The sequence below is a fragment of the Hyphomonas sp. CACIAM 19H1 genome (genome assembly GCF_003325995.1).
Classification (GTDB): Bacteria; Pseudomonadota; Alphaproteobacteria; order Caulobacterales; family Hyphomonadaceae; genus Hyphomonas; species Hyphomonas polymorpha.
This window is the reverse complement of record NZ_CP016437.1, coordinates 278,464-292,044: the sequence shown is the minus strand read 5'-3', so window position 1 is coordinate 292,044 and position 13,581 is coordinate 278,464. Positions and strand designations below refer to the sequence as shown.

Below are 13,581 nucleotides of genomic sequence, written 5' to 3'. Positions count from 1 at the left end.
TCTGAAAAATCAGCCGATATTGAACGCGCCGCGAATGCCGTCGATGATCAGCTGCGCCGAAAGCGCTGCCAGGATAACCCCCAGGATACGCGTCAGCGCGCCCGCCACGCTCGCCCCGATGAGGCGGACAATCGGCCCGGCCATCAGGAAAACCACCAGCGTGATCAGCAGGTTGAGGCCAATGGCCGCCAGCACGACACTCTGATGCACAAAAGTCGGCGCTTCCGACATGTAGAACATCGCTGTGGCAATCGAGCCGGGCCCCGCAATCATCGGAATACCCATCGGGAACACCGAAACATCTTCCGGCTCCGGATCATCGCGGTGGCCTTCCAGCACTTCCTCGGCCCGGTGTTCACGCCGCTCGGTCCGCTTTTCGAACACCATGTCGAGCGCGATCAGGAACAGCAGCACCCCGCCCGCGGCCCGGAAGGCATCGATGGAGATGTGCATCGCGTCCAGCAGCCACGCGCCGCCAAAAGCAAACAGCAGCATGATGATCGTTGCCACGAAGACCGACTTGTAAGCCATCTTGCGGCGATAGGCGGGCGATCCCTTCGCCGTCAGCGTCGCAAAGATCGGCGCCACCCCCGGTGCATCAATGAGCACGAAGAAGGTGACGAAAGCAGCGGTGAAGAGGGAAATCAGTTCAGGCGACATGGCGCGGCGCTAGGCCTTGCGTGCCGCTGCGTCAAGGATCTCGCGCACAGCGGGCGCCACCTGCAGGTCGCCCGGCATGGATTTGAGGCGTGAAAGATCTGCCTTGCCTGAAGCCAGCGCCAGCAACATCCTGTGGCCACGCAGGCGTTGCAGCAGGCCTTCCTCGCCGCGCGGGCTGTCGGCCCGGGCGATCCGTCCGCCGCCAAGGTCCACCGCCAGGCCGGCACCGGCCCCTGCTTCCAGCTTGCCGATGGCCTCTTCCAGGCCCGTGGTTACTTCAGCGCGCAGCGCGCGCGCCTGCATCTGGTTGCCATCCGCCATCATGCGGCCTCCGTGCCCAGGGCCGGCATCAGCTTCCGGCAGCGGCTGAGTGCCTTGTAAAGATCGCCGGCGACGACATCGGCCGAGATCTGCAGCACATCCTCACGCGCGTCCGGCATGTCGGCGAGCAGCCCGGCGAGGGCTTCGGCGGTCTGAGTATAAAGCGGGCCATCGACCTCGCCGAGCAGATACATCTGCATCACGGCAAAATACGCACGCTCTGCGGGCGTCGAAACGGCGGACGGCGCCAGAATATCCTTCTCACGCAGGATGCGGGCCTGGGTCTCCAGCAGCAGCACGCCGCGCCGGTCGCCGTTGCGGACGACCGCGCCGTTCACAACGAAGGTCTCGCCTGGCTTGAGAGAAAGTTTGAGCGGCATGCGTCTCCGGCCCCCATGGTGCGGATTGTTTCAAATTCACACAAAGGCGTTAACGCTTGCTTTCCAAATATTTACGGGAGGTTGGGAAGCCATGCGCCCGACAGCCGGGGGCAGTTGGATCATAAGGTCTAGACCAGTTTCTTCGGGCCAACCGGACCGGCCAGCCTGCCTGAAACCGGCGCGACGCTTAGCGTGAAGCTTGAGCCTCTGTGGCGGCGCGCATGGCATCGTCCTTGTACCACAGGTTCCCCCTTCCCCTAAGGAAATTCGATTCTGCACCGCAGCACTTTCCTTCAGGTCAGCGCTTGCCCGCGCCCCGCGCGGCCTTATTGTGCGGGTTAGCAAACAGAATGAAGGGACGAGACGGATGCGGTTTGAGGGCACCAAGGATTATGTCGCAACAGATGACCTGCGCGTGGCCGTCAACGCCGCCATTGCCCTGGAACGTCCGCTCCTGATCAAGGGCGAGCCCGGCACCGGCAAGACCGTGCTGGCGATCGAAGTGGCCAAGGCCCTCGGCTCGGAACTGATCGAATGGCACATCAAGTCCACCACCAAGGCCAATCAGGGCCTCTACGAATATGACGCGGTCTCTCGCCTGCGCGACGGCCAAATGGGCGAAGAGCGCGCCAAGGACGTCAAGAACTACATCAAGAAGGGCAAGCTTTGGGAGGCGTTCACCGCCGGCAAGCGCCCCGTCCTGCTGATCGACGAGATCGACAAGGCCGACATCGAATTCCCGAACGATCTCCTGCAGGAACTCGATCGGATGGAATTCTTCGTCTACGAAACCGGCGAAACGGTGAAAGCCATCCAGCGCCCGATCGTCATCATCACCTCGAACAATGAGAAAGAACTGCCCGACGCCTTCCTGCGCCGCTGCTTCTTCCATTTCATCAAATTCCCGGACGAGCCGACGATGCGTGCCATCATCGATGTCCACTTCCCCGGCATCAAGAAAAAGCTCGTCGGCGACGCCCTCTCCACCTTCTATGCCATGCGCGAGCTGCCGGGCGTGAAGAAAAAGCCGTCCACATCGGAGTTGCTCGACTGGCTGAAACTCCTCATGAATGAGGATATCGACCTGGAAACGATGCGCGAGAAAGATCCCGATCGCCTCACCCCGCCGTTGCACGGCGCGCTGCTGAAAAACGAGCAGGACGTGGCCCTCTTCGAACGCCTCGCCTTCCTCTCCCGCCGCAGCGATGGCGGTGGCACGAGCGGCGGCGGCCGCCGCGGCCCGGCGGGCTGATCGGCCAGAGGGATCGAACATGCGAAAGCCGGGGCCCGCCCCGGCTTTTTTGCTTTTAACGGATCAATTCAAGCCCCGGCGCGTTGCCTTCCTGAGCAAGCAAGGAGGCGCCATGTTCATCGCAGTCTACTGGTGGCGGGTTCATCCGGGCAAGGAAGACCAGTTCCGCAATGCCTGGGTGCGCGGGACAGAGCTGATCCGCGAACGCTATGGCAGCTATGGCTCGCGCCTGCATCAGGAACGCGATGGCCGCTTTGTCGGCTATGCCGAATGGCCCGACGAGGAAACCTGGCAGCGCGCCTATGACCAGAAGATGGTCTATGACGATCCCGAAACCCGCGCCGCCTTCTCAGACGCTGTCTGCGAAACGCCGCCCGGCAATGATCCGGTCTTCACCATGGAAGTCACTGACGACCTTCTGGACCGCGCGAAAGACTAATCCTCAACCCAGCGCTGAATCATGCGCGCTCGCTGCGCGCACATAGTTCACGTCTTCCCGGCTCTTGAGGAAGTCCGCCATCTTGGTCTTGTCGGTGCGTTCGTCCCACCAGGTTTTCCAAGCGATGAAAATCCAGGTCAGATGGAAGGCGAGACCGCAGCTGATAGCCACCCAGCCGGGGATCGGCCCGATATGCGCCCGCCGGAACAGCTGCTCCCACGAGGTCACATCCACCGGATGGATCGCGATCTTGGCAAAATACGCCGCGCCCAGGATGGCAAAGATCCAGCCATAATTGCGCCGGAGCCGCCGCCCCACACAGCGGATCATCGAAATCCTGTATTGCGGCTTTTCATAATCATCTGACAGCGCCGTGCCCCGGTCGAGGCGGATCTTGGTGCCCTCTCCGCGCAGGATCGGCACATAGAACGCAATCTCGATCACCCGCGCCCGGAAGCGCCACACATAGAAAAACCGGTAGCGCCGCGCTTCCAGCATCAGAAACACGATGCACAGCATCCCCACCAGCACGATGGGGAAGGGCGAGGCGCGCTCATTGGCAAACGCCACGGAGAGGCCAATCCCGGTCGAAATCACCGCCCAGTTCGTCGTCTGATCAAGCCGCTGGCGCCACACCGTCGAGCGGTAGACTTCCGCGCGGTAGAGGTGGGAGAGCGCCGTCACCTCAGAGGGGCCGCACAGCCCTTCTGCGGGCGGGACAACATGATCGGCTTCGGTTTCGTCCATCGTATCCATGCGCAGACCCTATGCCTCACCTTTGTGACCGGGAAAAGTCTTCAAGGCCCCGCGCGCGGCAATCAGCCCGGACAATATCCCTGCCGCAGAACCGGCCCATACCCTTCCAGAACATGCCGCACGAAGGTTGTGTCATCGCTGCCGTCGCCCTGGCGGATCCGGGGCGCGAGCTTGCCCGCCCCACCGGTCATCCGCGTACGCCACAGCTCATAACGGATCGACTCCGGCGCCGCCGTCAGCCCCCGCGCGCGGTCAAAGGCCACGAGATTGCAATCCTTCATCATCTGTTCGGTCAGCACATGGCCCAGCGAGGCCCGCTCGAAACTGTCCTGGCTGATGAAACCGCTGGTGCCAGGCTTGGGCGCTCCGGCGAGTGAAAACATGATGTCGATAAGGTAGACGCGCTGATCAGGGTCAGGCGCCAGCTCCACAGCGGCTGCCAGGATCTCCGGCCGCCCCATATTCAGCGGCGCCTCGCCGCGATGGGCGCGCGCCAGAAATCCCTGCCAGCCATACTCGGCAATCGCCGCTTCAGCCTGGCGGCGCGCGAAATCCGGCGCCGGCTGGGGCGGAGGCGCCGTGCCGAGCCGCATCTGCCATCTGGAGGCAAGCGCCCCATCCCTGATGCCGCGGGTCGTCTCGGCGAAAGCGGGTTTCAGCCGCGCCTGCTTGTCCTGGGGCAGCAATCCGGCCGCCTGCCAGGCGGCATCCAGCATACAGCTTGCTTCCGCCGGCCCGGTGCAATCGCCCGGCGCGCCCGCGCCCGGCGCAAACATCGGCGCCGGCGGCGGGCCGGATGGGGCCGCCGTGGCCGCGCAGGCGCCAACCGCCACCAGACAAGAGAAAAGGGCCACCCGAAGCATATCTTTTCCTACCCCCGCCCTCATGAACCGCAAATGACCACACTTTTCCCAGCGTCAGCTTGGACAGACGCCCCCATGAGGGTTATCTTGCCTCTGTAGGAAACCGAAAGGTATGGGCCATGTTCCTGAATTTCTTCAACGAGCTGCGCGCGGCGAAAGTCCCGGTCACGCTGAAGGAATACCTCCTCCTGATGGAGGCGATGGACAAGCAGGTCATCGATATGGAGGTGGAGGAGTTCTACTACCTCTCCCGCGCCGCCCTGGTGAAGGATGAGCGCAATATCGACAAGTTCGACCGCGTTTTCTCCCATACCTTCAAGTGCCTCGACACGCTGGCAGATGCCGTGAACGTGCAGGACCTGCCCGAAGAATGGCTCAAGAAAATGAGCGAGAAATTCCTCACGCCGGAGGAAATGGCCGAGATTGAAGCCATGGGCGGCTTTGAAAAGCTGATGGAGACTTTGAAAAAGCGCCTCGAAGAACAGAAAAAGCGCCATGAGGGCGGCAACAAGATGATCGGCACCGGCGGCACCTCGCCCTTCGGCGCCAATGGCTACAATCCCGAAGGCGTCCGCATCGGCCAGGACAAGTCGCGCCACCGCCGCGCCGTGAAGGTATGGGACAAGCGCGAATTCAAGAATTACGACGACAAGATCGAGCTGGGCACGCGCAACATCAAGGTCGCCATGAAGCGCCTGCGCAAATGGGCCCGCAAGGGCGCCCCGGACGAGCTCGACCTGGACGGCACAATCCGCAACACGGCCCGCAAGGGCTATCTCGACATCGAAATGCGCCCGGAAAAGCGCAACACGATTTCCGTGCTCCTGCTGCTGGATGTCGGCGGCTCGATGGACCCGCATGTCCGCGTGATGGAGGAGCTGTTCTCCGCCGCGCGCTCGGAGATCAAGAACCTCGAATACTACTACTTCCACAACTGCCCCTATGAGGGCCTCTGGAAGGATAACCGCCGCCGGATGAACAACCGCATCCCGACCTGGGATGTTCTGAACAAATATCCGTCAGACTACAAAGTAATCGTCGTGGGCGACGCCACGATGAGCCCGTATGAAATCACCTATGCCGGCGGCTCGGTTGAACATTGGAATGAAGAGGCCGGCGGCCTCTGGATCCAGCGCTTCGTGGAGCGCTATCCCAACTTCGTCTGGCTGAACCCCACCAAGGAAGGCGCCTGGGAATATACCGGCTCGATCAAGCTCATCCGTGAACTGATCGGCCCCCACCGCATGTTCGAACTCACCCTCGCCGGCTTGGATGAGGCGATGAAAGAACTCAGCCGCTAACGCCCCCCCCTGCTCCCCCGCCGAACCCTATCGGCGAGGGACCGGGATCGTTATTGGTACTCGCTGCAAAACGCCGGATTGCCGCCTTCATCCCCAAACCCGCAGCCCCGGCGGATTTCGTCGCGGATCATGTCGCAGCTGTTCTGCGCATTGCACGGCGGCCGGGTCGCGGGCGAAATTGCCAGACACTGATCCACCAGAACCTGGGCCGCCTCTGCGCCCAGTTCATCGGCGCAACTGGCAGGCTGCGTGGCCATTTCCTGCTCTGACAGATCATCAGACGCTGTTTCCGGAACAGCCATTCTCTCGTCCTGCGGCACGGCTGCCAGCGTTTCTTCTGGGCCGGGCGAACACGCCGCCAGAAGCGCAAAGGCAAACAGCGGCCAATAGCGTAGATGTTTCATGGAAATTTCCTCCTGCAGGGCAGGAACGCTCAGCGCCTGCGGAAGTTTCCCGGCCATCCATCTGGAATCGCAGCTTTGTCCGCCGCCCCGGCAAGGTCGCAGGTTAGGCCGCCGCCTTGTAAATCCGCCACAGCGCAAACACGCCGATCGCCACCCAGAGTATGTTGATCGCTACGGACGGGATCGCCCCGTGATAGCCGCTATTGAGGATAAACCCTGCCGCGCCGATCACATTCGCCCACTGATAGGCGGGCGAGTTCCCCTGCAGCCGCCCAAGCGACAACAGGATATACGCGCCCAGGATCAGCGCTGCGCCGGTCCAGCCGGCTGCCTCGATAAGAAGTTCCGTGATCGTCATGGCGCGCCCGCTAGCCGGTCGCCGCAGACTTGGCAATCAGACTTTGCCGTGGCGCGCGTCCCAGTCCGCCCGCGTCATCTCCCAGACGAGACTGGCCCGGCTTGTGCCGTCGCTGCGCGTGCTGGTAACCTCCCCTTTCCGCGCAAAGCCCAGCCCGTCCAGCAGGCGCTGCGTCGCCACATTGTCGAGCGCGGCCGTTTCGCAAAGCAGGTCCAGCCCAAGCCCCTCGAACATCCAAGCAAAGCTCGCCGCCGCTCCCCGCGCGCCGCTGCCCTGTCCGTGCAGCGAGGGGTGCAGCGCCCCGCCGAGTTCGCCCGCGGCAAATTCCGGCCACACCTGCACATCCGAATAGCCCATGACCCGCCCATCCTCCCCCTCGCGCACAAAGAGCAGGCCAATCCCCGCCTCGCGCTCCAGAATGTGCGTCTCGATGAAATCCTCCACGCTCCGCCCGGTCAGCGGGCGCGGCAGCGTATAGATCGGCGCATGCACGGCCGGGTCAGACAGCAGCGCAAACAGGCCGCCCGCATCCTCCATCCGCGCCAGCCGCGAGTCGCCCAACCGCGTCGCCAGGCGCACCGCGCAGCGGATCGCCTCGGCCTTTTCAGGCGAGGCCGGAATGCGCGTGATCGGAAGTTCGCCTGCCATCTGCCCAAACTCGCAGCTTTCCCCGGTTCCTGCCAAGCCCTCTCTTCCTGGGATGCACAATTTCGTTTGACTGCGGGCGCGCCTTGCCGACATTCCTGCGCCATGACCGACACCGCGACGCGCCCGCCCGGGCGGAATGCCTTTTTCTTCGTTCTGGTGACGGTCTTCATAGACCATCTTGCCTTTGGGTTGATCATCCCCGTCCTGCCGACCCTGATCCAGGATCTGGCGCATGTCCCGCCTTCGGATGCCACCCTCTGGCTGGGCGGGCTTGCGGCCACCTATGCGGTGATGACCTTCCTGTTCGGCCCGGTGATCGGCGCCCTATCAGACAGGTTCGGCCGCCGCCCGGTGCTGCTGGTGTCGATGGCCACCCTCGGGCTCGATTTCCTTATCATGGGCCTTGCCCCGAATATCTGGCTGCTGTTCCTCGGCCGGGCGCTCGCGGGCATATCGGGTGCCACCTTCTCCACCGCCAACGCCTATATCGCCGACACCACCACCCCGGCAGAGCGCGGCCGCGCCTTCGGCTTCATCGGCGCCTCTTTCGGCCTCGGCTTCATCTTCGGCCCGGTGATCGGCGGCCTGCTGGGAGAGCTTGGGCCCCGCGTGCCCTTCTTCGCCGCCGTCGGCCTCGCCTTCGTGAACTTCCTCTATGGCGTCTTCGTGCTGCCCGAATCCCTGCCGAAGGAGCGCCGCCGCGCGCTGAACTTCAAACGCGCGAACCCGCTGGGCGCCGCGCGTCATTTCTCAAAGCTGCCTCAGGTCTCCTGGTTTCTCATCGCGGGCGGCATCTTCTTCCTCGCCCACACCGTCTTCCCCGCCACCTGGGCCGTGCACGGCGAAATCCGGTACGACTGGTCGCCGATGCAGATCGGCCTGTCGCTTGGGGCCGTCGGCGTCGGCGCTGCGGTCGTTCAGGCGGGCCTCATGGGCCTCATCCTCAAACGCCTCGGCACCGTGCGCACCATCATACTCGGCTACAGCGTCAATGTCATCGCGATGACGGCCTTCGCCTTCGCGGCCAATCCGGTCTTCGTATATTTCATCATTCCGTTTGCCGCGCTTGGCGGGGTCACCATGCCGGCGGCCAACGGCCTGATGTCCAGCCTCACCCCGCCCGATGCGCAGGGCGAGCTTCAGGGCGCGGCCTCCAGCCTCAATGCGCTGGGCATGATCATCGGCCCCCTGATCATGAGCGCGACGCTGTTCAGCTTTTCCCGTGAAGGCGCGCCGATCCAGTTCGCGGGCGCAGCCTTCCTGCTCGCCGCGCTGCTCACGGCGCTCGCCTTCCTGCCCTTCCAGCGCGGGCTTGCCGTCAATCGCGGCGCCCTGCCGGCGGGCACGCCCTGATCAGGAAGCGGTTGCTTTCCGCGCCGGCTCATATTCGTCGCCGGCCAGGCCAGCCGCTCTGCGGCGCTGCTCAACCGGTGCCCTCTCCGCCTCCGGCAGCAGCGTAAGCTGACCCGTACTCACGATCCGGTCAATCGGCAGAGGCCGCCCCAGCAGGAAACCCTGCACCTCGTCACACCCCTCTATCGACAGCATACTGAGCTGCTCGGCATTCTCGATGCCCTCAGCCAGAACCGGTATCTTCAGGCTGCGCCCAAGCGCTAGCACCGCGCGCACCATGGCCGCCGTCTGCTCGCTCGACTCCACCTGATCGACAAAGGACTTGTCCAGCTTGATCTTGTCGAACGGAAATGTGCGCAGGGTATCCAGCGAGGAATAACCCGTGCCGAAATCGTCCAGCGCAATCGTCACGCCCATGCCCTTGATCTGGCGCAGCATGTGCAGCGAGCGCTCCTTGTCGGAGAAAATCGTCGATTCCGTCAGTTCCAGTTCCAGCCGGTTGGCCGCAAGTCCTGTTTCAACCAGCGTCTCGAGAACCATGCGCGGCAGATCGGCATGCGCAAACTGCATCGGCGAAACGTTCACCGCCACCTTGTAGGCGGGCTCCCATTTCGCCGCTCGCGCGCAGGCTTCCCGCAGCACCCATTCGCCCAGCTGCAGGATCAGGCCATATTCTTCCGCAATCGGAATGAATTCCGCTGGCGAAACATTGCCCCGTTCAGGGTGATGCCAGCGCACCAGCGCTTCATAGCCGCGCACCTCGCCCGTGGCGACTGACTTCTGGACCTGGAAGTAGATATCCAGTTCATCCCGGTCAAAGGCCAGGCGCAGCTCATTGGCAAGGTTCTTCCGTTCCCGAACCAGCTCATCCATCGACGGGTCATAGAAAGCTACGGCAGTCGCTGGTGTGGCCTTCGCGCGATACATCGCAAGGTCTGCGTTCCCAATCAGCGCCAGCTTGTCCGCCGCATCCTGCGGATAGATCGCCACCCCAAGACTAGCGCCAGGCGTCACCCGGAACTCGTCCAGCGGAATGGGCTCAAACAGCACCGCCTCAAGCCGGGCCAGAAAATCCGCCAGTTCGGACGGGGTCTGCATGCGCTTCACGGCCGCAAACTCATCCCCGCCAAGACGCGCCACAAATTCCCCGTCGCGCAACAGATAATTCATCCGCTCCGCCAGCGTTCTCAGCACCTCGTCGCCGGCGCCATGCCCGCGCAGATCATTGATCTCCTTGAACCGGTCCAGGTCGATACAAACCAGCGCCACCTGAATGTCCTGCGCCTTGGCATGATCAATCTCGTGGTCAAGCCGGCTGTTGAAGCTCACCCGGTTAGGCAACCCGGTCAGGCTGTCGGTTACGGCCATCTGCCGCAACTGCTCATAGGAGTCTGTCCGTACACTGGCATCAATCAGATAGCTGGCGACGCCCGCGCCGATGATGAGGAAGCCGACGCAGGCAATCGCCATCGCCAGGGCCTGGATCGCGCCCTGCATGGGTTCGATCAACGTCACGCCGAGCGGCTCGAACTGGAAGGCTGCCATTCCGGTAAAGTGCAGCAGAACAATGGCGGCCACGAACACGCCCACAGCGGTCAGCTGCCGGCCCAGCGTGCGCGCATGACGCGCCAGGCGCACGGCAACGGCTGAAAGCACAACCGAAAAGCCGATCGACAGGAACAGCAGCAGCATGTTCCAGGTCACGATCCCCTGCACGGCATAACCCATCATGCCCGTATAGTGCATGGCCGTGATGGCGAGGCCGACAAATGCCCCGCCCACCCAGGGCGCAATCGTCAGCTGCCGGATCGTGGCAAGGCTGAAGCCCGCCACAGCGCCCGTAATCGCTACGATCAGCGACACAATCGTCAGTATCGGGTCAAAGGAAAAAGGAACGCCGGGATCAAATCCCAGCATGGCGATGAAATGCGTACACCAGATCGCTGCGCCCGCCGCCACAGACGTCAGGATCAGCCAGCCTGCCCGCTGAAAGCCTGCCACGCCGGCCGAGCGCCGGAACAACTGCAGCGTCACCCAAGACCCCGCCAGACAGATCACGGCAGCCAGCGCGACAAGGCCAAGATCATGATGCCAGATGTGATGGTCCATGAGGCTGCGTTCGCCGCCCGCATAGATGCCGCCATGCCCGCTCATCGCATACTGGTTCGTCTGCCCTGCTGCCATCTGCCCATGCTTTCCTTTTTGTGTTGGACAGCCCTGTGCAGGAAAATTGGTTACCGCATTATTAGGCAAACAAGGGCTCGCCTGCCGGTAAGGCGTTAAAAAATAAGCATATTTTCTTTTCCTTTGGCACCATCAGGCCGCCCCCTCCACGGGGCGGCCTCTGGTGCAGCGCCTACAGGTCAGCGCTTCTTCAGCACCGCACCTGCGAGCAACCCGAGGATGGCGCCCCCTACACCCCCTTCAAGAAAGTTCTGCAGATGAATCATCATCGGCGAACTGCCAAAAAGCAGTCCGACACCCGCGGCCTCAGCGCCGTAATGCGCGCCGATCCCGCCCAGGATGCCGCCGGCAACGCCCATCATGCCGCTGCCGCCCAGCAATCTGGCAACGATTGGCCCCAGCACCGTGCCGCCCAGCGCGCTGACGATCAGCGGAATATATTGTTCCATATCTTGTCCCTCCCTCAGGGTCCGCGCAGGCATCTCCGGCCTGTCGTAAGGGCAACCCTTCCTTGGAAGTCCTTGACTGTCGAGCCCTTTCGCGCCTCTGGAGAAGGTTGCATCCTCCCGCGAAGCTGCCACATAGAACCCATGATCAAACATCGCCCCGCCCTCTTCCTGGATAGAGACGGCGTCATCAATATCGACCGGGGCTATGTCAGCCGGATTGAGGACTTCGAATTCGTCGAAGGCGCCGCCGAGGCAATTGCCGCTTTCAACAAGCGCGGCTGGTACGTCTTCGTCGTCACCAACCAGTCCGGCATTGCGCGGAATTACTACACTGAAAACGACATGCACGCCCTGCATGACTGGATGCAGGCCCGCCTCGCCGAAAAGGGCGCGCAGATCGACCGCATCTATTTCTGCCCCTTCCATGAAGAAGGCGAAAACCTCCGTTACCGGAAGGACAGTTTCGACCGAAAACCGAAGCCTGGCATGCTCCTGCGCGCCATGGCGGACTTCCCGGTCAAGCGCGAGGCAAGTTTCCTGATCGGAGACAAGGACGCCGACATCGAAGCGGCCAAAGCCGCCGGCGTCGCTGGCTTCCTCTTCGCCGGCGGCAATCTCGAGCGCTTCGCCGAATGGACCCTGGCCAGCTTCGAGGATGGCAACCGGGGCTGATCCCCCCGGATCAGGGGATACCCGCACCCCTCCCGCACGTGCTTACTGAAGTCTCCTTTGCCCGAGGCTCGCCATGCTCCGTTTGATCTCTGCCGCGCTCGCCGCCGCCAGCGCGGTCACCCTCCCGGCCGCTGCCGAGCGGGCGCCCTCCCTGTCCGTCCCCGTCGAAGCTGGCCTCTGGCAGGGAGAGATCACCTCGCCCGGGGCCGCCTATGCCAAGGCCGGTCCCGTCTCCCAATGCCTCATGGGCGCCCCTGCCCGCATCACGGTGGAAGAGCTTGTCCTCTCCCATATCGACCCGGCGGGCCGCTGCACCATCGCGCAACAGCAATCCATCACTGACCACTTCATCATGACACAGATCAACTGCACGGACGGCGCCTTCACCTATGGCGAGATCGTCACCAATGGCGACGCGACCCGCCTGAACGTCCATGCTGATCTGAGCTTCAGCGCAGACGAAGCGGCAAAACCCTCCGGCGTGGTCCAGATCAGCTTCGCCCACGCTGGCGCCTGCCCGGCCGGCTGATCCCCCCGGTTCCGGGGGATGGCGCCCGGTCGCGCGGCATGCTGAACAAAGCGCGTCACCGCACCTCAGAGGCCTCTCATGCTTCGCGGTCCCGCCCACAGGCAACCCTCAACATGCGCAAACTCATCAGCCTTTCCTGTCTCTCGCTTGCCACCACGCTGCCCGCCTTCGCAGGCCCGGTAACCCTCAATGGTGGCCTCTGGGAAGGTCAACTCACCGTCGCAACCGATGCCTTTCTGGACGAACGCCCCCTCAGCGATTGCCTCCAGGGCGAGACCGTCGCGCTCTCCACTGCCGACCTTCTGGCCCGGATCGAGCCAGAAGGTCAGTGTACGGTTCTCAGCGAAGAAGAGACCGAAGAAGGCACAGAGCTCGCTATCGAATGCACCGGCGGCACCATCTCGGAAGGAGATGTCATCATTGCTTCAACGCCCGACGAACTCAGCATCATGGCTGACGTCATCTTCGGTCTCGGGGAAGATCTGTTTATTCCGGGCGTCGTGCTCGCCATCAGCCACAACGCAGGCGCCTGCCCGGCAGAATAGCGCGCTCTAAACAGCTTTCAGCGTTTTCGGATCAATCCCGCCCATCCGGCAGACCTCTTTCCATTCCGCCGCCGTCACCGGCTGCACAGAGAGGCGGAAAGAGGTGACGAGACTCATCCCTTCCAGCTTCGGGTTTTCCTTTACGTCCTTCAGCTTCACCGGCCTGGGCATCGGCGCCAGCGCGCGGATGGTCACACAGTCCCAGCGCGCATCGTCCGTCGTCGGATCCTGCTTGGACAGTTCATTCACCTCGCAGATGCCGACAATCTCCAACCCGATATTGGAGTGGTAGAAAAACACCTGATCGCCCAGCTTCATCGCCCGCATATGATTGCGCGCGGTATAGTTGCGCACGCCTGACCAGATCTCGCCCGCCGCGCCGCGTTTCACCTGCTGCTCCCAGCCCCAGGCGTCGGGTTCCGATTTCATCAGCCAGTATTGCATATGCGGTCCTTCCTTGATCTATC

The 13,581-nt window shown here is 62.9% G+C and carries 18 protein-coding genes; 7 read left to right on the top strand and 11 right to left on the bottom strand.

Annotated features, from left to right (window positions below):
* Window positions 1-9: 9 nt before the first annotated feature.
* The 3 genes from BBF93_RS01435 to flbT are packed head-to-tail and all read right to left on the bottom strand — an operon-like array spanning window position 10 to window position 1,361.
* Window positions 10-660, bottom strand: a complete 651-nt coding sequence (locus BBF93_RS01435; protein ID WP_035593923.1) for a MarC family protein — start codon at window positions 658-660, stop codon at window positions 10-12.
* A gap of 9 nt (window positions 661-669) precedes the next feature.
* Window positions 670-984, bottom strand: a complete 315-nt coding sequence (locus BBF93_RS01430) for a hypothetical protein (protein WP_162786366.1) — start codon at window positions 982-984, stop codon at window positions 670-672.
* Window positions 981-1,361 carry a flagellar biosynthesis repressor FlbT gene (gene flbT, locus BBF93_RS01425; RefSeq protein WP_035593919.1) on the bottom strand — a complete coding sequence of 127 codons (381 nt, stop codon included), beginning with the start codon at window positions 1,359-1,361 and terminating at the stop codon, window positions 981-983. The genes BBF93_RS01430 and flbT overlap by 4 nt, the downstream gene beginning before the upstream one ends.
* A gap of 367 nt (window positions 1,362-1,728) precedes the next feature.
* Between flbT and BBF93_RS01420 the strand changes: the two genes are divergently transcribed.
* Complete coding sequence (locus tag BBF93_RS01420) at window positions 1,729-2,613, top strand: MoxR family ATPase (protein ID WP_114104780.1); 885 nt, start codon at window positions 1,729-1,731, stop codon at window positions 2,611-2,613.
* A gap of 112 nt (window positions 2,614-2,725) precedes the next feature.
* Window positions 2,726-3,052 (top strand): antibiotic biosynthesis monooxygenase, encoded by a 327-nt coding sequence (locus BBF93_RS01415; protein WP_035593915.1) that lies wholly within the window; start codon window positions 2,726-2,728, stop codon window positions 3,050-3,052.
* Between the two features lie 3 nt (window positions 3,053-3,055).
* On the opposite strand, the gene BBF93_RS01410 is transcribed toward BBF93_RS01415, so the two are convergent.
* Both BBF93_RS01410 and BBF93_RS01405 read right to left on the bottom strand, forming a co-directional pair.
* Complete coding sequence (locus tag BBF93_RS01410) at window positions 3,056-3,808, bottom strand: DUF2270 domain-containing protein (protein ID WP_035593914.1); 753 nt, start codon at window positions 3,806-3,808, stop codon at window positions 3,056-3,058.
* 62 nt (window positions 3,809-3,870) lie between these two features.
* Entirely contained in the window at window positions 3,871-4,662 is a 792-nt protein-coding gene (locus BBF93_RS01405) for a hypothetical protein (RefSeq protein ID WP_162786365.1), read from the bottom strand.
* 128 nt (window positions 4,663-4,790) lie between these two features.
* On the opposite strand from BBF93_RS01405, the gene BBF93_RS01400 reads away from it, so the two are divergent.
* Window positions 4,791-5,972, top strand: coding sequence for a VWA domain-containing protein (locus tag BBF93_RS01400; protein WP_114104778.1), 1,182 nt, complete (start codon window positions 4,791-4,793; stop codon window positions 5,970-5,972).
* 50 nt (window positions 5,973-6,022) lie between these two features.
* Here BBF93_RS01400 and BBF93_RS01395 read toward each other — a convergent pair whose 3' ends face one another.
* The 3 genes from BBF93_RS01395 to BBF93_RS01385 all read right to left on the bottom strand — a co-directional run bounded on the left by BBF93_RS01395 (window position 6,023) and on the right by BBF93_RS01385 (window position 7,418).
* A complete protein-coding gene (locus BBF93_RS01395; RefSeq protein WP_162786364.1) occupies window positions 6,023-6,376 on the bottom strand; it encodes a hypothetical protein in 354 nt (117 codons plus the stop codon).
* A gap of 103 nt (window positions 6,377-6,479) precedes the next feature.
* Window positions 6,480-6,734, bottom strand: a complete 255-nt coding sequence (locus tag BBF93_RS01390; protein WP_035593908.1) for a hypothetical protein — start codon at window positions 6,732-6,734, stop codon at window positions 6,480-6,482.
* A 36-nt stretch (window positions 6,735-6,770) separates the two neighbouring features.
* Window positions 6,771-7,418 (bottom strand): GNAT family N-acetyltransferase, encoded by a 648-nt coding sequence (locus BBF93_RS01385; protein ID WP_162786363.1) that lies wholly within the window; start codon window positions 7,416-7,418, stop codon window positions 6,771-6,773.
* Window positions 7,419-7,484: 66 nt separating this feature from the next.
* On the opposite strand from BBF93_RS01385, the gene BBF93_RS01380 reads away from it, so the two are divergent.
* Window positions 7,485-8,735 carry a TCR/Tet family MFS transporter gene (locus tag BBF93_RS01380; protein ID WP_114104775.1) on the top strand — a complete coding sequence of 417 codons (1,251 nt, stop codon included), beginning with the start codon at window positions 7,485-7,487 and terminating at the stop codon, window positions 8,733-8,735.
* Here the strand turns inward: BBF93_RS01380 and BBF93_RS01375 are convergent, their stop codons facing one another.
* Together BBF93_RS01375 and BBF93_RS01370 are read right to left on the bottom strand one after the other, a co-directional pair.
* Entirely contained in the window at window positions 8,736-10,919 is a 2,184-nt protein-coding gene (locus BBF93_RS01375; RefSeq protein WP_199288429.1) for a bifunctional diguanylate cyclase/phosphodiesterase, read from the bottom strand.
* Between the two features lie 179 nt (window positions 10,920-11,098).
* The gene (locus tag BBF93_RS01370; protein ID WP_035593902.1) at window positions 11,099-11,368 is read right to left on the bottom strand and encodes a hypothetical protein; all 270 of its coding nucleotides are present in this window, start codon (window positions 11,366-11,368) and stop codon (window positions 11,099-11,101) included.
* Between the two features lie 141 nt (window positions 11,369-11,509).
* Between BBF93_RS01370 and BBF93_RS01365 the strand changes: the two genes are divergently transcribed.
* The 3 genes from BBF93_RS01365 (at window position 11,510) to BBF93_RS01355 (ending at window position 13,114) form a co-directional block, all read left to right on the top strand.
* Window positions 11,510-12,040, top strand: a complete 531-nt coding sequence (locus tag BBF93_RS01365; protein WP_035593900.1) for a D-glycero-beta-D-manno-heptose 1,7-bisphosphate 7-phosphatase — start codon at window positions 11,510-11,512, stop codon at window positions 12,038-12,040.
* 73 nt (window positions 12,041-12,113) lie between these two features.
* Window positions 12,114-12,569 (top strand): hypothetical protein, encoded by a 456-nt coding sequence (locus BBF93_RS01360; protein ID WP_035593898.1) that lies wholly within the window; start codon window positions 12,114-12,116, stop codon window positions 12,567-12,569.
* A 113-nt stretch (window positions 12,570-12,682) separates the two neighbouring features.
* Window positions 12,683-13,114, top strand: a complete 432-nt coding sequence (locus BBF93_RS01355; RefSeq protein WP_035593896.1) for a hypothetical protein — start codon at window positions 12,683-12,685, stop codon at window positions 13,112-13,114.
* Between the two features lie 6 nt (window positions 13,115-13,120).
* On the opposite strand, the gene BBF93_RS01350 is transcribed toward BBF93_RS01355, so the two are convergent.
* Window positions 13,121-13,558: an EVE domain-containing protein gene (locus tag BBF93_RS01350; RefSeq protein ID WP_035593894.1), complete on the bottom strand. Its 438-nt coding sequence runs from the start codon at window positions 13,556-13,558 to the stop codon at window positions 13,121-13,123.
* Between the last annotated feature and the right edge of the window lie 23 nt (window positions 13,559-13,581).